This window comes from Pseudoalteromonas sp. CO325X (assembly GCF_004208955.1).
Lineage (GTDB): Bacteria > Pseudomonadota > Gammaproteobacteria > Enterobacterales > Alteromonadaceae > Pseudoalteromonas > Pseudoalteromonas ruthenica.
Map to the genome: position 1 here is coordinate 258,957 of NZ_SGPG01000032.1, position 17,940 is coordinate 276,896.

The following is a 17,940-nucleotide window of genomic DNA, read 5'->3' on the forward strand; positions in this document are numbered from 1 at the left end:
CTCAATGCACTATACAAAACTTGGTCACAGTGGTTTAAATGTATCGCGGGTGTGCCTAGGGAGTATGACGTGGGGTAGGCAAAACACTCAACAAGATGCCGATGAGCAACTCAACTACGCACTGGCTCAAGGCGTTAATTTTATTGATACTGCAGAGATGTATGCGGTTCCCCCGACGCCGGAAACCTACGGTAAAACCGAAGCCATTATTGGTGATTGGCTAAGCCGCCATAGCGACAAACGTAAGGATGTGGTTATTGCCACCAAAGTGGCTGGGAATGGCCTAGCTTGGGTCCGCGACGGTGGTGATATCACCAAAGAGTCAGTCATCAGTGCCGTTGATGGTTCGTTGCAACGTTTACAGAGCGACCATATCGATCTTTATCAAATTCATTGGCCTAACCGCACCTCGCCACATTTTGGTAAACAGTGGCCAGGCATGGTGGATTTGCAGCAAATAGATAAAAGCGCGCAGCGGGCGCAAATGCACGCTATCTTAGAGGGCTTAGATGCGTGTGTTCGTGCTGGCAAGATTCGCCACTGCGGCCTTTCAAATGAAACGCCTTGGGGCTTAAATCAGTACCTTGATTTAGCGAAGCAGTATTCGCTACCGGCCATGGTATCGATGCAAAATGAGTTCAGTTTAGTGCATGCCAAAGATTGGCCTTATCTGCTTGAGCAGTGTCACCATGAGGGCATCGCTTATTTGCCTTGGTCACCTTTAGCGGGGGGCATGCTCAGTGGTAAATACTTAGGAGGAGCCCGGCCACAAGGCTCGCGTTGGACTATAGCCCAGCGTAACGGCTTGTTCCGCGATACTCACCTTGCGCAAGAAGCGGTTGCTAAATATCAGGCTATCGCGAAAGAGCACAATATGACGGCGGCACAACTGGCCCTGGCGTGGTGTAACCAAGTGCAAGGGGTTACCTCCACAATCATTGGTGCAACCACTGTGGCGCAACTTGAGGAAAACATTGCTGCATTTGATATCCAGCTTGAGGACGAAGCACTGGCGCAAATCGACTCAGTGTTAAAAGCCTATCCCGCTCCCTTTTAATGTGGAAGTAGCCTGTAATAGGCTACTTTTCTGATTTCACATCTATTTGCGTGCGCTTTTTCACATTGGCTACGCTGAGCCAGTAATACACTTTCTCTAACAGCTGATCAGCATCAACAGGTTTGGTGATGTAATCACTCATACCCGCTTGCAAGCAGCGTTCGCGATCCCCTGCCATGGCGTTGGCAGTCATCGCGATAATCGCAATGCCGGTGTAATGCTCACCCGCATCCCCTCGGCGAATCGCTAAACTGGCGCTGTAGCCATCCATCACCGGCATTTGGCAATCCATTAAAATGACGTCAAAGTGCGGATCAGCATTGAGAATATCTAACGCTTGCTTGCCATCCCCACAACTGACTAGGGTAATGGGTAAATCTTTAAAGACACCGGTCACAACCACTTGGTTAATAGCGTTATCGTCTACCACTAGCACTTTTGCACCTGAAACCGAATGAAAGTCGAGTGCGGTGACCGGTGGGCTATCACACAGTGGCTGCTCCGCCCCTTCGGCTGAAAACAAAATATGGGCCAATACCACAGCAGAAATGGGTGGTAAGAGGCACTCAACATTGTCATATTGCTCAGCAAACGCCGTATTCATTTGATACTGACTACAATTGACGATGACTTTAAGTTTTTCACTATGCTGGGCATGTAATAAGGTGTGTAAATGCGCTTGCACCTCTCGGCCTTGTTTCGTAGCGTCGACAAACAATAGCAACTGATGGAAATCACCAGACGCTGCGAGTTGGTCAACATCATGCCAGTCAGCGTCGATTACTTCAGCGCCCCACTGGCGCAAATGATTCGTGATCACCTGTTTACGTATGGCTACTTCATCGATGATAACTGCGCAAGACCCAGCCAAAGGCTCAGCCATTACTGCACGGTTTTCAGCACTACGTAACATGATATGGCCGATAAAGCGCGATCCTTTGCCAAGCTCACTCTCAACACGGATCTCGCCCCCCATCAGCTGTACAAGTTGTTTAGTAATAGCTAACCCTAGTCCGGTGCCGCCATATTTGCGGGTAATGCTGTTATCCGCCTGTGTAAACGAGTTAAAGAGATCTTTTAGCTTGCTCGGCTCGATACCCACACCTGAATCTTCTACAACAAAATCAATACGGTACTGACCTTCTTGTAGCCGACTTTGCACCTTGATTAACACATGGCCATTGTCGGTAAATTTAATGGCGTTACCGAGCAGGTTGGTAAAAATTTGTCGAATACGGGTGACGTCTCCCAAAAACGTAGGTTGAGTCAAGCCACTGCTATCTAATAACAGCAACAGTCCCTTCTCTTTTGGGCGAATGGAATTGGATTGTAATAACTCACTGAGCACCACCTCTAAATTGACACTTTGTACTTCCAGCTCCATCTTTCCTGCTTCGATTTTAGAGATATCAAGTACACTGTTAATCAGCCCAGTTAGATTCGTAGCACTGGCCTGTGCTAATTGCAGATAATGGTTTTGTTGCTCGCTTAACGGCTCTTTTTTGATCAGGTTGAGCATGCCAAATACGCCATTCATGGGGGTGCGCAGCTCGTGGCTCATATTGGCTACAAATAGACTTTTGGCTTCGTTGGCTTGCTCCGCTTCCTTGCGCGTCGCTTCAAGTTGCTCTGTGCGTTCGGCTACCTTAGTCTCGAGAGAGGCATTCATATTCTGCAATTGTCGGCGTAAATTAAACTCAGTAGTATGATCATAAAGCAGCAATGCAGCCACCGCAGAAGAGGTTGGCAGCTTCTGCTCGTACACAGGTAACACGCTAACATTGACTTGCCGCTCTTCACCATCAGCATTACTGATACCTAATTCCATATCAAGGTGTTCACGCTTATCGATAGCGGCTTGAATTTGCTTGCATTGCCGCTCTTCGAAGCCCAATAATGTGGCAAAGTGCTGATTTTCAGAACCATTTACAGAATTAAATAGCTGCTCAGCTGCCGGATTAGCACTGCACACAGCCCCTTTGCTATTTAACAGCAGCACAGGCATTGCGGTGCGTTGAAAAATGGTGTGGTATTCACGAATCGTGCGCGACAAGGTCAGCTGACGAATAACAAAATGGTGGTACGTTAAGGCACTGAGTAACAAAATGACATAGAGAATGATGAGTACCCCCAACCACACCTGCCAACGCCTGTCTATCGCCATGGCGAGACTTTCTTTACTGAGGTAAAGTGCAAGGCTCAGGGCGATAGGTGTTTGTGGACTGCCAACGGTTATCGGCTGCTGTTGCGCATAAACGTGCTGAGCAGAGAGCTTATCTAAGTACACCTGCATTCCCAACTCTTGTTTATTGGTGCGAACAAATTGCTGCTGCGCGGGCACGAAGGTAGCATTGAATTCATTGGCAAATAGCCAGCGTGTATCAGGATGAGCAAAGAACTGCTGTTGAGCGCCGATACCAATTAACTCTAAGCCTTGAGCAAGCCCCTGTGCTATCGAATTAATCAATACATTAGCGTCATAGTTGACGACTAATATGGCCCGGGGTTGGCCCTGCTCGTCATGAATCAGTTGAGTGATGCGATAAGTCGGCTGGTAAGGTTCCTGCACGCGTCCAAACTCGTGATTCAGGTTGATATCAGAGACATAGGTTTGCTGGCTTTGCAGCTGCATACTATGGGATATATAGTCTCTGCCCCCTTTAGCTTGCAGTTGGGACTGTGGTGTACGTACTATTTCGTCGTCGACGAGCTCTACCCTGACCAATTCGGAATAATTTTTATCAGCCAAAATATAGCGAATTTGCAGCACATCTCCGTGCTCTTGAATGTAGGAGCGAAATATAGTCGCGAGGCGGTCACGCCATTGACTTAGCGATGTTTTATCTTGCTCATCAAAGCCTTGGTTATCAAGGGCGCGGATAATGCCACGATTAGGAGGAGTATTAGCAAGAAATCGAACTTGGCTGCGCCCGTATTCGAAATGTTGCTGTAAATCGTCAACTCGCATCGCTAGCTGGCTATTGATTGTTTGTTTGGCGTTACTTGCTTCGCTGCTTTGGACCAACACGTATGCGTAATAACCGACCCCCGCAAACAGGGTAGTGAGAACGGCCAGCATGACTATTAACCCGTAGCGCTCAAACCATGTCACTGTCATCGTCCCTTTAGTGATTCTGCCTCATAGACACCCGTCTTTTCAGTCTAGATGAGTTCCCGCACTTCACAACATGGATCTCGCGCTTTGTCTCCCCCTTAGAGAAACTGGCGAGACTCATATGAATTTCTATACTCACCTAGAGCACACTGTAAATACCATTACCGCACAGGGAGAGACTATGCTTAAGCCACGACAACTACTTGTTGCCACTTTGGTTTTATGTACAGCTTGGAGTACTAAGGCGCAAACGGTAGAGAAAATCATTTGGCTGCAAAGCAAGACTCCGCCCTTCCATTTACCTCGTACTACAGAGTATCCCTTTGCAGGGCTATGTGATGAGTTGCTCAACCAGCTCATCACCAAGATGCCAGGTATTGAACATGAAAAGCTGCTATTGCCGCAAAAGCGTATTCACCGCTATATGAATGAAGGCGAAAAGGTGTGCTTCCCGTGTATGATCCACCGAAATAAAGATACACATACTGCAAAGCTAAGCATCCCCACAGCGGTGTATCCTCCCTTTACACTTATCACTACGGTAGATAAGCGCGATCAACTCACACAAGTCCATGGTAAGCCTATTAATTTGGCGAGTTTGTTTGCCGATGACTCTTTTACTTACGGCCAAGTGGCTGCGCGACGTTTTAGTGGCGAGCTGCAAACGTTACTACAACAAACTGCTCACTCCCGCCCTGCGGTATTGAGTTATCGCGCCGATGGCGAAAGCGGTGCAATTGCTGAAATGCTACAACATGACATCATCGACTACACCCTTGATTACCCGTATATGGCTCGCTATTTTGCTAAGAAATACGGCAATATCCGCGCCTTAGAAACCAACCTCACACAAGACTTAGTCAGAGGTGCAGTAGGCTGCTCCGCGAGCGCTGCAGACAGCTTCGCTGAGCAAGCTATTTCAGCCATCAACAAAGCGCTCAAACAAGACGTTTTGGAAAATACCAATTACGTGCTGTCACAGCGTTTTTGGTTAGCCCCCTATTTCACTGACTTTGATGCAGTTTATAAAACTCACGTGCTCAAAGCCACTGACGAGCAACCACCATCAACGCAAGACCCATAAAGGCAACACTGAGTAAGCGATTGATCAACACTTGATTGCGCTCCAATACAGGTAAAAATCGACCATGGCTGCACAACAGTGCCACTAGCACATACCAACTAGCATCAATGACGGTAGGCGTTGCCACCATAACAGCGCCTTGCACGGTATTGACTTGCTCTGCGGGGATAAATTGAGAAAATAACGCGATAAAGAAAATAGCTAATTTAGGATTTAAAAAAGCGATAGCAAAGCCATCTGTGGCGGCTTTTTTATAGCTCCCTTGGGTTGTCTCAATGGTCAGCTTTCCTGCACTACTACGCCAACTGTTAATAGCGAGGTATACGAGATAAGCCGCCCCTCCATAAATGAGCGCGGTGTACAACATTGGCCACTGATGAATAAGTGCGCCCAACCCTAACACCGCGATTAAGGCATACACACCCACACCAAAACCGTGGCTCAATGCGGTGACAATACCCGCCGTGCGACCACTGGCTAGACAATGCTTCAGCACCACAGCCAAGCTGGGCCCAGGAGACATCGCCCCCATCAAGCATATTCCTACCAGCGCTAACCACATTGATAATTCCATTGTTATTCTTGCCTTTGTTGTTGTATTAAATTAAAAATTGCCACCGTTGCTTCTGCATCACTCATGGCGCGGTGATGCCGCGACAATACAATATCTAAATCGGCACTTAAACGTGCTAGAGAGTATGATGCATGTCCGGGCAAGTAACTGCGACCCAAGCGCACCGTACATAGCTTTGCCATACTTAAGTGGCGCTCAGTACGGGCGAATTCTGCTTTTAAAAAGCCATAATCAAAGTTAACGTTATGGGCGACAAAAATACAGCCTTGCATAAATTGCCACAGCGAGTCTGCTAACTCTGCGAATATAGGGGCATCGGCCACCATCACATTATCTATGCCGGTAAGCTCGGTAATTGCTCGCGGTATGTGACGCTGTGGGTTAACTAACGAATGCCAACGTGCGACTTCCTTACCAGCCACTACCTTGATAGCGGCGACTTCGGTGATCCGATGGCTTTGATGGCGCCCACCGGTGGTTTCTATATCAACAATCACATAAGGCTGTTCACTGTTCACCTGCCAGTGTACGGTTTGCACACTGACATCAAACCCGGCACGCTGCAATTGTTTTAACGCCACCAGCTGATTGCGGCGCAAGCTATCACCCGGCGCTTTTATTTCTTCAAAACGCACTTTGCCAGATGTGATCACCATCAAATCTGGATAACCGTCCTTGGCGCTGCGGAAGTCTTTCGCCATGGTTTCCAGCTGCGTATAAACCGCACTTAGAGGGGCATGATTGATGAGAGCGACTAATGGCGCTAATACTTCTTCGTGCCATCGAATAAATGCGTTAGGCTGATGGTAGTAGCGACTGGCCGCCGCGCTGATGTGAGTGATTAACGCCCCTTTACTGCTATGCTCTGCGAACAGTTCGCGTATTTGCGGCTGATAATAGTGATAAAACTGACCGTCACGTAAGCTTGCAGGAAAAACATCAAACTCACTCCCCCTGCCAGCCTGCTCGCCATCAAACAATAAGTGCCAAAAACAGAGCGCAAATAAGTGTTGCCACAACTGATTTTCGCTATGCAGCGCTTGTTCGCCGCGTTGGGTATATAAATCGATCACCCCCTGCTCGACTTGATGGCGATACGCCTCATCTATAGCCAGCGGTTCTTTCTCTGCCAGCAGGTCGCTCAGTACGCTGGTGCGTTTGCCTTGATATTTTAAAGCGTAAAAATCCTCGGCGAATACAAATACCTCATCGCTAGGCGGATCGTCAATCAATGCGCATAAACGCTGCTCAACCCATTGCCTGTGCCCTTTTTTAAAGCGCTGGCGCAGCAGCAACTCAATGGCGCGATTATCCTCACTGTGTGTTAGCACTGATAATGCTAAATCTTGATGTAGCGGTTCCGCGAGTAAGGCTTTACCTAAACGATAGAGATACTCATGCGAATAGCGCTCTGCCAACGCACCTATAGCGTTTGGAAGCTGCGTTACTTGCTCGCCATGCTGCACCAGCTGCTGCTCGCTCAACTCGCTAACCTGGGCCCGTAATTGCGCATAAGTGAACGCACTTTTAGCCTCCTCTAAGGTGTCAAAGCGCGGGATGACCTTGCCTTGTTGGGTGCGCATGATCCCTAAATCACGCAACGAGAAATGGCCCAGCCCTGCTTGTAGACGACCAAAAAAGATAAAACATAAATACGCTAAAACCGGGTTATAGGCATGGACTACATAACTGAGAAACACATGACTGTGGCAAGCTTTGGCAAAGCTCACGTGGGTTTGGCAATAGCCCAACCATTGCTCTTTACGCTTAGACAACGCCACCCTGGGTAGTCCCAGTTCACGACAAAGTGCGACTAGCTCAGCTTTGGTTAATGCTGCAAGCCATTGTTCAAACTCCTCCTCGTGCACATGACGCAACCAACCCCGACGCTTAAGCAAGGCGAGCGCCAGAGGCGCTTGCTCTATCTCGTCATAATGCAAGCTGCTTTGTTCAAGAAAATCAGACTTGCGATTAAAGCCGCGCACCAACACACACTGGGCATTTTTTGGCAAGGCTAAAAAGTCATCAATAAAGCGTTGTTCATGAGCACCGCATAAATGCCAGCCTTGGTGCTGGAAAAAATGCAACAACTCCAAGAAGTGATCATGATAATAGGTTGGGGGTAAAGACTTGTTGTACATAAACTCGGTAATTCCGATTTGGTGGCACAAGCCTAATACTGTTTATTTATACAGTCAAGTTATCTCTTGCGCGCCAGCTCTGGCTCACTATCACCTCTTGGGAGAGCAGCAGCTGCGCCGTAAACTCAGCCCCTGCGTGTACTTCACCAACGCCTTTAGGGGTGCCAGTCATCAGCCAATCGCCCGGCTGCAGAGCCATAAATGTGGCCAGCTCTTGCACCGCCATAAGAGGCGGATACATCATATGCTTTACTTCACCGTGTTGTACTTGCTTGCCATCAATCAGTAAACGCACACCCAATTGCGAAATCTGTGCTTCGCTAATATCAATAAAGTCGCTCATCACCACGGCACCATCAAAGGCTTTAGCTCGCTCCCAAGGCAGTCCTGCTTGCTTGAGTTGGCTTTGCAGCATGCGCTTAGTTAAATCAAGCCCCACCGCTGCTTGAGTGAGACCTTGCTCGGTCATACGCAAGCAGATCTCAGCTTCGTAATGCAACCTATCGCCTTGATGCTGAGCATAAAGGTGCTGGCTAAGACTACTGCTAGGCTTATTAAATACCACCATCTGCTCTGGAATAGCATTGCCTAACTCGTGAATATGCTCAACATAATTACGGCCAATACATACAATTTTTCCCGGTAGGCTCATGGGCGTTTTCTCTTTTTTCTTTATTTGCGGCTCAGTGTAACTGCCTTTGTAAAGTGCGCCAAGCTAGACACCATAGCGTCGACGATAGTGCTGTGCGGCGTACATCAAGCCCGCGCTACCTACCAGGGTGGGCAGCAGCCAACCAATTAACTGGGCATCACTTCCTAATACCGCATTGAATAGACGGCGTCCGCCAAAGGCACCAAAAGCGGTATACACACCAATACCGGAGCCTATCATGGCGCTCAGGTGCTCAATAACCCAGCTACGAGGCCGCAGAGAGGGTCGGTAAATATAATGCGCCATAGTGACTGCAATAACCATGGCTAACACCGAGAACGCCAGCAATAAAACTTGTTGCTGTTGCCACCCTAGGTAAAAGGTATAACACGCACATACAGCCAGAGCTGCGATAAGCCCAAGGTGAGTAGGCGTGCGTAATAAGGAACGCTGCTCCTTGGCCACCAACACTCGCCGGCCATGATAAACCGACACCCACACCAACATTGACAACATGCTTAAAAACCATGCCATACGATGGTTAACCTGAAGATAGCGGCGTAACTCCTCTGCCGTGCTCAGGGTATCGATATTACGCGCGCCCAACGGGTCTAATAGCACTAATGCACAGCAAAAAAGGCCACTGCCTGCAATTGCGTACATCACATACGCATAGGCCTTACCACTTTGATTGTGCAGCCGGGAGCCTTTGCTTGCGCACACTGGCAGCCAAAATAACACTAAAGCAATGCATCCTAATACAATATGTATATAAAGCGCCCCTTGATGTAACCAATACATAACTCTTCTCACTGTGTTGCCAATTAACAGTGTTAGAGTACAAACGCCGTGCTGACGCGGTAAGTCACATTCGTCATTTTGGCGCGTGACATCTGTCACAACATGCGTTGCACTGCTGGTGTTAGATGCGTGCTGTGGATATAGTTAAGAAATGAAAAAATACTTTCGTTATCAGTTATCTTGGTTAGTGGTCGTGCTCGTAACTTGGGCCGTTATCGCGATACCGCGCATCATGTTCAACGCTGAGCATGGATTTACTGCATTAGCCACCATAGAAGTGGTGATACACACACTCATGTTGCTTTGCTTACTACTGGTCATAAACGAGCAAGAGCAAAGTTACGGCTACCCGCTGCGCTATGTACTGCTCGTTGTTATTGGTGTGGGCATTATCGGCCTGCAACTGCTCACCAGCGCAACACTGATTCTCATCTACATGGTGATGTTTAGCGCCATTTTGGTTTATTACTTACCGCTGCGTTACTGTTACCTCAGCATTGCTATCAACGCGGTACTCTTTTTACTTCTACAGCGATTTTATTGGCACCACCCATGGCCTGTTTTGAATACCCTTTCTACCAGCGCCTTTTGCTTATTCGCGTTAGTGGTGAGCCAACGCACAATGGCTGAACAGCAAGCCAAAGAAGCACTGCAAATCAGTAATGCCTCCTTGCAAACCACTCAAGCCTTATTAATCCAAGCTGGAGCAAGTGAAGAGCGCTTACACCTTGCGCGTGAACTGCATGATGATGTAGGCCATCAATTAACGAGCCTTATAATGCAACTCGATATTGCTCGGCGTACCGCCTCGGATACGCTTAAACCACAACTTGAACACTGTTATCAGCATGCTCGGCAAACGCTTGCTAGTGTGCGCTCTGTGGTCAGTGATAAACGCAACCACAGCCCGATTGATTTACAGTCTACCTTAATGCAGTTAGCTGAAAACACGCCACGCATTGCGGTGGTTGTACACTACCAAGCTCACCCACTGCTGGCACAACTTAATTATGCCCAATGTGTGCTGCGCTGTGCTCAAGAGGGAATTACCAATGCTTTAAAGCATTCGCTTGCTACGGAGCTACATATACATTTATTTAACCATAATCCACTGCGGTTGACGATCAGTGACAATGGTGGTCACTTACATAATCCAGTGCCTGGCAATGGCCTGTTGGGGTTAAAGGAGCGCGTTGAGACCTTGGGCGGCACGTTTACGTTCACACCTAATAGTAAAGGCATGGTGCTAAATGCGGAGTTTCCCTATGCAAACGACAACCATTAAAGTTCACCTAGTTGACGACCAACACTTAGTTCGTGCAGGGTTGGCGAGTTTGCTGGCGCTTGATAAGCGCATCCACGTCAGTGGTGAGTCTGTGGACGGCCAAGCCTTTTTAGAGTGTTATCAACAGGGAAACGTGGATGCGGATGTAATTCTACTGGATGTACGCATGCCACGATTAGATGGCATAGGCGTGCTACAGGCACTTGCGAAGTACCACGCGCCGCCCTGCCTTATCCTAACCACCTTCAACGACAGCGACATTTTGTTTCGGGCTATTGAGCACAACGCCAAAGGGTTCATGCTCAAGGATGCATCACTGGAAGAGTTAGTTGCAGGGATCACAGCACTCTCTCAAGGCGGTAGCGTATTACAACAAGCACTAAAAGAAGCGGTAATGGCTAAGCAGCGCAGTGCAATAACGCCACAAGTACAGGGCTTAACAGCGCGCGAACAGCAAATTTTACAGCTTATTTGTGCAGGCTATGCCAATAAAGAAATCGCCGCTAAATTACACAAAGCACCAGGCACTATTCGCAACGCGGTATCGACGATATTAACTAAACTTGAGGTGCGCGATCGCACCCAAGCCACCATTAAAGCCATCGAATTAGGCCTGTACTGCGCTGCGAATACACCTAGTGATTAATACACACTTGATTACGACCCTGCTGCTTTGCCTTGTAGAGACTTCCATCCGCACGACTGAGCGCAGAACCGATATCTTCACCTTGGTTAACGTGAGTAACACCGATACTGCATGTCACGCGAAGTTCGGGGTAGTCATCAAAAGTAAGCTCACTAATGGCGATGCGAATTCGCTCGACAATGCCACAGCCTTGCTCAAGGTGAGCACTGAGTAACAATACAAACTCCTCGCCACCAAAACGAGCGGCTAAGTCATGCTCACGTAATTGCTTGGTGAGGCAATAGGCCACGCATTCCAATACTTCATCACCAGCCTGATGACCAAAGCGGTCATTCACCTTCTTAAATAAATCTAAATCGACGACCGCAATGCTGCTACTTTTTCCCCTTAGCCCACCGCAGCGTAAGCTGTGTTCAGCGGCATCCATAAAGGCATTTCGCTGCATTAACTGGGTCAAGTCGTCAAACCGAGCTTGATGCTGCCAATAGTGTTTCGAATCAGTCTCATTGAGTAATTGCGACTGCAATAGCCGCCCGCCTATGGTCAACATGGAAAGGGTCACGATAAACGATTGCAGCATAAACAATGACTGCATGGGGGTATCTTGAATAAAAGGGCCAAAGTCATGACCAAAAAGCACCACCAGCGCCGCTACAACGGCTAACAATACCGAATAAACAAAGACACTGGCGCAGACAAATATCATCACCAGTACGCAAGGCAAAACAGCGAAAATAAAGCCACCGAGCCAAAGTTTGGCTGTGAGCATCGCCGCCAAAGCCAACACAATCGCCGCACATGCCAGTGCCGATTGACGCAGTGGCCATTGCTGTTGCTTCACAAAAGCATCAAAAAATGCGTATACCAGCAAAGCACCTAAAATGTCAGAAAACAGCAATTGCAGCACATACTGAGCAAAGAGCTCGCTACCAATATACCCACCTAAAATAAGGTTGGCTGTTAGCATCACCACAGACAACGCGATAGGTAGCAAATAAACTCGCACAACCAAGGTGACCAAGTCTTGAAAGCGGCTTAAGCCACTTTGTAAATGGCGTTTAACAAGCCCCGCCATCACCCAAGGCGCAAGTGTATCAATCAAAGCCGCGATACTGGTATGCACTACCCCATGGGCCATGTCCGCCACCTGCATACCAGGATAATTAGCAGCGAAACTTGCAATAAAAACCACAATGGCCGATGCCTTGCCCAAGCGCAAATACATCACTAGCGCTACACCAACACTGAGCCAAATCAAGGTGATATTAGCAGGCTGAGTCGCCATAAAGGTCATACCGAACTGCGCTAAAGCGTAGTACAACAGGCCGCCAATCAATAACTTAGGAAAAGTATTAAGATAAGGTAAGCGCGCGCTTGCATGAGATTGTGCTTTTACTGTCGGTGTCACAGCGAACCTGTCTAATGATTATTTATTATTTTGGAACGAAATATACCTTGTATGAGGTAGATCAATCCAATAAAAATTTACATTTGCTTAAATAATAGTCGTAAAATGTGACTAAAAGTGATTACCCCATGCAAAAAACCACCCAACTCACCCTATTAAAATGCATCATAGTATTAGGACTGGTGCTCATTTTGAGTGGTCATAGCCTGCTGGTCGTGGATGGATTCCGCCAGTATTTTGGTATGTACAGCTATATGCTTGGCGCTATGTGTATTGCTATAGGGCTTATTCTCTCGCTTCCCACCAAAATTTATCTAACCATTTTATTAATGCGCCATGAGGGCCACGATTCCAAGCTTTAGGTTAATTTTGGGCATAAAAAAAGCGGCACTAGGCCGCTTTCTGTCGAATTGTTAAAGTTACGACTTTTCTTGTAGCGTACGTGCAACCGTGCGCATACCCTGTGTCGTTGCCCCAGCTGCCCACATGCCCGTAGCGGATGTTTGGAACGCTGCGGCTAAATCGATATGCACCCAGCCTTGGCCTTCATCACGAACAAAGCGAGACAGGAATCCAGCGGCGTTTGAGGCGCCACCAAAACCACCACCTTTTTGTGGACGACTATTAGCAGTGTCGGCATAAGGTGATGGACAGTTGTGCTGGTGGAACTTCTCCAATGGCAACGGCCATGCACCTTCAAACTCCTCTTTAGCGAAGCCTTCAACATCGCGTACCATGTCTTTGTCTAGGCCAAATAGGGCATTATATTCCTGACCCACAGCCACTAACGCTGCGCCCGTTAAGGTGGCTGCATTAATAATGGTTTTCGCCCCAGATTCACTGGCGGCCATCAAACCATCAGCTAGCACTAGGCGGCCTTCGGCGTCGGTGTTGACAATTTCCACTGTGGTGCCGTTCTTATAGGTCAGGATGTCACCAAGTTTATATGCGTGCCCTGAAATCAGGTTCTCGGCACAACAAAGATATAATTTAACTCGCTTGTCTAAACCACGACTAATTGCCAGGGCCAAGCCTGCTGTGACGGTTGCTGCACCGCCCATATCGCACTTCATGCCCAGCATCCCTTCGCTCGGCTTGATTGAATAACCGCCAGAATCAAAGGTGATCCCTTTACCAACAAGTGCTGAAGCCACTGCAGCGGCATCATCACCTGTAGGGTTAAAATCAAGCTCTAGTAGCACCGGTGGGCGCTCACTACCGCGACCGACTTCGTAAATACCAATCCACTGCTGCTCTTTTAGTGCTTCGCCTTTGATAATTTGATAGCTGACATGCTCAGGCGCCAGCGACTGAATAAACTCACCCGCTTTTTCCGCCAGGCTTTCTGGGTAAATCTCTTCTGCCGTGCCGTTGATCATTTGGCGCATCCAAGTCGCTGCTTGCTTAAGCGCTTGCAGCTCCTTAATGTCGCTTTGGTCGTTATCAACAAAGCTCACCCCATCGAGTACCTTAGGGCTAACAAAGCCTTGGTAGAATGCCCACTGACTTTCAGTGCACCAAGTATCGCCGCTTAACTGCACCGCTTTTACGCCTTGATTAGCTATGGCGCGGCCCGCCTTTTGTACGTTTTTAAGGGTTTCATCTTCACTTAAGTGCACCGTGGCACCTTGTTCATTGAAAGACACTGATGCAGATTCGCCCCAATGACTAGGCGCAGCTTGTTCACTTAGGTGTACTAAAAATTGTTGACTCATGTGGGTCCTCTTGGACTGTGATTACAATTACTCGCAGTTTACACTAGGGCTATGCAGTTCTAAAGCGAAGTGAGATTAATGTTATTTCCTGCCCCGTTACAAAGCGCCACCCTGCTAAAGCGCTATAAACGTTTCTTAGTGGATTTGCGCGACGAAGATGGTAATGAGTTTACCGTGCACTGTGCTAACACCGGTAAAATGACCGGCTGTGCCGAGCCAGGCGTGCAAGCCTACTACTCCACCAGCGACAACGCCAAACGCAAATACCCGCACAGTTTGGAGCTCAGTAGTAACGCCCAAGGGGATTTAATTTGTGTTAATACCGCCGTGGCTAATAAAGTCGCTATCGAGGCCATCAACAACGATGTGATCGAAGAGCTGCAAGGCTATGAACAACTGCACAGTGAAGTAAAATACGGTGCAGAAAATAGCCGCATCGATATACTGTTGCGCGATGCCGACAAGGCAGATTGCTATATCGAGGTAAAATCGGTGACCTTACTTGAGCACTCAGGACAGGGTTATTTCCCCGACGCGCAAACGCTGCGTGGGCAAAAACACCTGCGCGAGTTAATCGCGATGCGCCAACAAGGAAAGCGGGCGGTGTTACTGTTTGCAGTACTGCACAGCGGCATCAATCAAGTCAGCGCCGCCGCCCATATTGATCCAGTTTACGCCGACCTTCTGCGCCAAGCGCAGCAAGCCGGCGTTGAAGTGTTAGCCTATAAAGCCCACATCAGTGCCGAGGAGGTCACCCTCACTCAGCGCTTGGCTTTTCAAGACTAATACTCATCTCAGCAATCAAGTTGTTGCTAATGTCGCCCTCAGAAAAATACAGCGGGCGCAAAGCGGCTTGTTGCGAGTAATAACGGCTTTGGTCGTCGAAGTGTGGTGAGTTTGAGTGTGAGCTCTGAGACATGGTCAGCAACCCTTTGGCAACCGGGCCGTTCTCGGTAAAATTCATCACAAACATCCAGCTTGAGCCGTAGTTGACGGGGTAACCAGATGCACTGAGATTGGAAGCCAGTGGTGCGCCGCTAAGCGCATCATTGAGCGCAGGGTAGCTGACATAGGGGATCACCGTCGAATCGGAAAGCCCACGGCGGTCAAAGCGAAATACATTAAAGCCGCCTTCAACATGCATAGGGCCAGCCCAGGGGAGTTTTTCTCCTGAGGCCATGCCCCCGGCCAGTGTTTTTTCAACGAACTGCAACTCACCTAAGGTGGCATCCAGGGCAAAACCATTGTCGGTCACATTTAATATCGCATGCGCCAGAGTTTGCAATGCTGAGCCGTCAGGGCGCAACGTGTTCGGAGTATTTGCAGCATCGATGCTGGAGAAGTTATCAAACAAGTGCACTTCTGGGTCAAATAAGTGCGCAAACTCACGGATCAGCGCAGCGCCTTTGGTCTGCAAGGTCATCTTGCCGTCAAACTGAGCCAACAGCGCGCAGGCATCACTTAAATCAACCGCCCGACCATCAAGGTTAATAGGCTCACTGCCCTGGGCCTGACATTGGTTTATAAGCTCAGGAAAGACTAAGTCATAAAGGTAAATATCATTGCCAATTAACGCTTGCTCGAGCTCAGCTAATGAGAACTTGCCGTCTTCACCACCGCCTTCACGCAGTAGCTTGAGTCCCATGCGCGTGCGCAGTGATTGCGGGTATTGCACGTCACCATATTGCGCGGCAAATCCTGACAGCGGTTGCTCGGGGTTGGTGAGCCAATAACTGTCATTGGAGTTTTGCACATAGTCGCTGCGTTCTAACTTCGGTGCCTCGGCATAAGGCACCACACCATCAGCGGCAAATAATGAGGTATCGCCAGGGACTAAATCGAACCCTGTTTGCTCACGTAATGCCACTAATTGTGGCTCTAATCGCAGCGCCAAGTTAGCGGTTTCCCCTACTTTTAGAACGGTGGAGTCATCAATAAAAAAGGCATTGCCGTGCTTGTCCGCTGCCATGGTATTGTTAAAGGATACGCCATCAAATTCGGCAAATGCTGCTTTCATGTCGTCCAAGCTACTGGCGGCATTCATACGCGACCAAAAGCCCACCACATCCATATTAAATTCGTTGGCATCTTTAATGGTGAATGCATGACGGTCACTCCACCCTAATCCTTGCGCGGCTGGGGTTTCGATCATCAAGCCGTGATGTGAGTAATAGTAGTCTTTCGTCAAGGTAATACTCTGCCCTGGTGCAATGGCAACATCGACATTGATGGTTTTGCTGTTAATGGCCATAGGCTCACCATCTAAGGTGTAACTTAGGCGGTCATTGTCACTGAGCGCTAACTGGTAAATAATGAAATGCCGAGCCTTGGAGAAGGTATGAGTCCAAGCGACATGCTCATTAAAGCCGATATTGACCACACCCGGCATGCCCTGCAAGCTACCGCCCATGACATTGAGTGATTCAGGAATGGTCAAATGCGATTGCCAGAACCTGAGGTTACCGCGATGTGGGAAATGCGGGTTCGCTAACAAGCCACCCATGCCATTTTCCATTTTATTTTTACCTAACCCCCAGCCGTTCGAGCCCAAGTGCTCATACTTCTTTTCTAGCTTTAAGGTTTTCGTACGGGCATTCAAATTGGCGGCAAAACTCTGCGCCACCGCCCCGCTTTGGGCCATAACTGGCAGGTATTCATCGCCCTCACCAGGGTTGGCATAAAAGGCTAAATCAAGAAAGTTGGCAGAGCTTGCTAATTGCACTGTGGCCATAGAGTAGGCCAGCATATCTTCAGGGGTGAGCGTGATCACCCAAGGTTGTGAGGCGCATTCGGGGGCGAGATTATCAGCCCCTGTGTCACTGACATACTTATTGAACCCAGCAACAAAGCCTTGATAATGAGCGCGACTTTGCGCATCGAGCTGGTCGTAATTTTCTGCAGCATAGTCATTAACGCCCAAGGCCTTATAGCCAAAGTCTGAAATCAAATGAGCGGAGTCACCGCTGCCAGGCACTTCATCCGGGCCAAAGTAACGGCTACGGTGGCCTCGCACTTTGACGATTTGGTCCATCAACACACAGGCGTTGTCTTTGGCATAAGCGTAGCCACTACCAAATGCCAAGCTCTCAACATTGTCTGCTTTAATATGGGGGACGCCATAAGTGGTCCAACGTATATCAGCGTTTAACGTACCATCGTCATCAAACAGCACCAGCGGTTTAGGTTCAGGGTCCGGTTGTACTGGGTCTGGGGTTTCGACCACAGGCGAGGTATTGTCATCGGAGTCAGAGCCGCAACCATTTAAGGTGAGTGCGCTGATGACGGCAAGGCACAGCGGCGTAAACGATGTTTTCATAGGGTGTCCTTCTCTATTGTTATTCTACTTGCTCTGCTTCACCTTGCCCTAAGCTCAGGTGTAAATCTTGACCTATAACGCCAAAAATTGACTTTGTGCGCCAATTAGCGCAGCGTGGATAAAGAACAATAAAATAATAACAAATA

14 protein-coding genes are annotated in these 17,940 nt (G+C 48.5%); 6 read left to right on the plus strand and 8 right to left on the minus strand.

Going from position 1 to position 17,940, the window contains the following annotated elements; translation table 11 throughout:
• Positions 1-4 precede the first annotated feature (4 nt).
• The gene (locus EXT46_RS16715; protein ID WP_130148649.1) at positions 5-1,057 is read left to right on the plus strand and encodes an aldo/keto reductase; all 1,053 of its coding nucleotides are present in this window, start codon (positions 5-7) and stop codon (positions 1,055-1,057) included.
• A 22-nt stretch (positions 1,058-1,079) separates the two neighbouring features.
• On the opposite strand, the gene EXT46_RS16720 is transcribed toward EXT46_RS16715, so the two are convergent.
• Complete coding sequence (locus tag EXT46_RS16720; RefSeq protein WP_165381152.1) at positions 1,080-4,169, minus strand: ATP-binding protein; 3,090 nt, start codon at positions 4,167-4,169, stop codon at positions 1,080-1,082.
• A gap of 124 nt (positions 4,170-4,293) precedes the next feature.
• Between EXT46_RS16720 and EXT46_RS16725 the strand changes: the two genes are divergently transcribed.
• Positions 4,294-5,256: an ABC transporter substrate-binding protein gene (locus tag EXT46_RS16725; protein WP_130148653.1), complete on the plus strand. Its 963-nt coding sequence runs from the start codon at positions 4,294-4,296 to the stop codon at positions 5,254-5,256.
• Here EXT46_RS16725 and EXT46_RS16730 read toward each other — a convergent pair.
• The 4 genes from EXT46_RS16730 to EXT46_RS16745 form a co-directional block, all read right to left on the minus strand.
• The gene (locus EXT46_RS16730; RefSeq protein WP_130148655.1) at positions 5,213-5,830 is read right to left on the minus strand and encodes a LysE family translocator; all 618 of its coding nucleotides are present in this window, start codon (positions 5,828-5,830) and stop codon (positions 5,213-5,215) included. The genes EXT46_RS16725 and EXT46_RS16730 overlap by 44 nt on opposite strands.
• A 2-nt stretch (positions 5,831-5,832) precedes the next feature.
• The gene (locus EXT46_RS16735) at positions 5,833-7,971 is read right to left on the minus strand and encodes an exonuclease domain-containing protein (RefSeq protein ID WP_130148657.1); all 2,139 of its coding nucleotides are present in this window, start codon (positions 7,969-7,971) and stop codon (positions 5,833-5,835) included.
• 46 nt (positions 7,972-8,017) lie between these two features.
• Entirely contained in the window at positions 8,018-8,623 is a 606-nt protein-coding gene (locus EXT46_RS16740) for a fumarylacetoacetate hydrolase family protein (protein WP_130148659.1), read from the minus strand.
• A 63-nt stretch (positions 8,624-8,686) separates the two neighbouring features.
• Positions 8,687-9,424 carry a hypothetical protein gene (locus EXT46_RS16745; protein ID WP_045979677.1) on the minus strand — a complete coding sequence of 246 codons (738 nt, stop codon included), beginning with the start codon at positions 9,422-9,424 and terminating at the stop codon, positions 8,687-8,689.
• A 151-nt stretch (positions 9,425-9,575) separates the two neighbouring features.
• On the opposite strand from EXT46_RS16745, the gene EXT46_RS16750 reads away from it, so the two are divergent.
• Together EXT46_RS16750 and EXT46_RS16755 are read left to right on the plus strand one after the other, a co-directional pair.
• Positions 9,576-10,709, plus strand: coding sequence for a histidine kinase (locus EXT46_RS16750; RefSeq protein ID WP_130148661.1), 1,134 nt, complete (start codon positions 9,576-9,578; stop codon positions 10,707-10,709).
• Positions 10,690-11,355 (plus strand): response regulator transcription factor, encoded by a 666-nt coding sequence (locus tag EXT46_RS16755; RefSeq protein WP_130148663.1) that lies wholly within the window; start codon positions 10,690-10,692, stop codon positions 11,353-11,355. Before EXT46_RS16750 ends, EXT46_RS16755 begins: the two co-directional genes overlap by 20 nt.
• Here EXT46_RS16755 and EXT46_RS16760 read toward each other — a convergent pair.
• Positions 11,345-12,763, minus strand: a complete 1,419-nt coding sequence (locus EXT46_RS16760) for a diguanylate cyclase (RefSeq protein WP_130148665.1) — start codon at positions 12,761-12,763, stop codon at positions 11,345-11,347. The genes EXT46_RS16755 and EXT46_RS16760 overlap by 11 nt on opposite strands.
• Positions 12,764-12,891: 128 nt before the next feature.
• Between EXT46_RS16760 and EXT46_RS16765 the strand changes: the two genes are divergently transcribed.
• Complete coding sequence (locus EXT46_RS16765; protein WP_130148667.1) at positions 12,892-13,125, plus strand: hypothetical protein; 234 nt, start codon at positions 12,892-12,894, stop codon at positions 13,123-13,125.
• Between the two features lie 57 nt (positions 13,126-13,182).
• Here EXT46_RS16765 and pepB read toward each other — a convergent pair whose 3' ends face one another.
• Positions 13,183-14,478 (minus strand): aminopeptidase PepB, encoded by a 1,296-nt coding sequence (gene pepB / locus EXT46_RS16770; protein ID WP_130148669.1) that lies wholly within the window; start codon positions 14,476-14,478, stop codon positions 13,183-13,185.
• A 78-nt stretch (positions 14,479-14,556) separates the two neighbouring features.
• On the opposite strand from pepB, the gene sfsA reads away from it, so the two are divergent.
• Positions 14,557-15,264 carry a DNA/RNA nuclease SfsA gene (sfsA, locus tag EXT46_RS16775; RefSeq protein WP_130148671.1) on the plus strand — a complete coding sequence of 236 codons (708 nt, stop codon included), beginning with the start codon at positions 14,557-14,559 and terminating at the stop codon, positions 15,262-15,264.
• Here the strand turns inward: sfsA and EXT46_RS16780 are convergent.
• Complete coding sequence (locus tag EXT46_RS16780; protein WP_130148673.1) at positions 15,236-17,794, minus strand: penicillin acylase family protein; 2,559 nt, start codon at positions 17,792-17,794, stop codon at positions 15,236-15,238. The two genes, sfsA and EXT46_RS16780, sit on opposite strands and share 29 nt — an antisense overlap.
• Between the last annotated feature and the right edge of the window lie 146 nt (positions 17,795-17,940).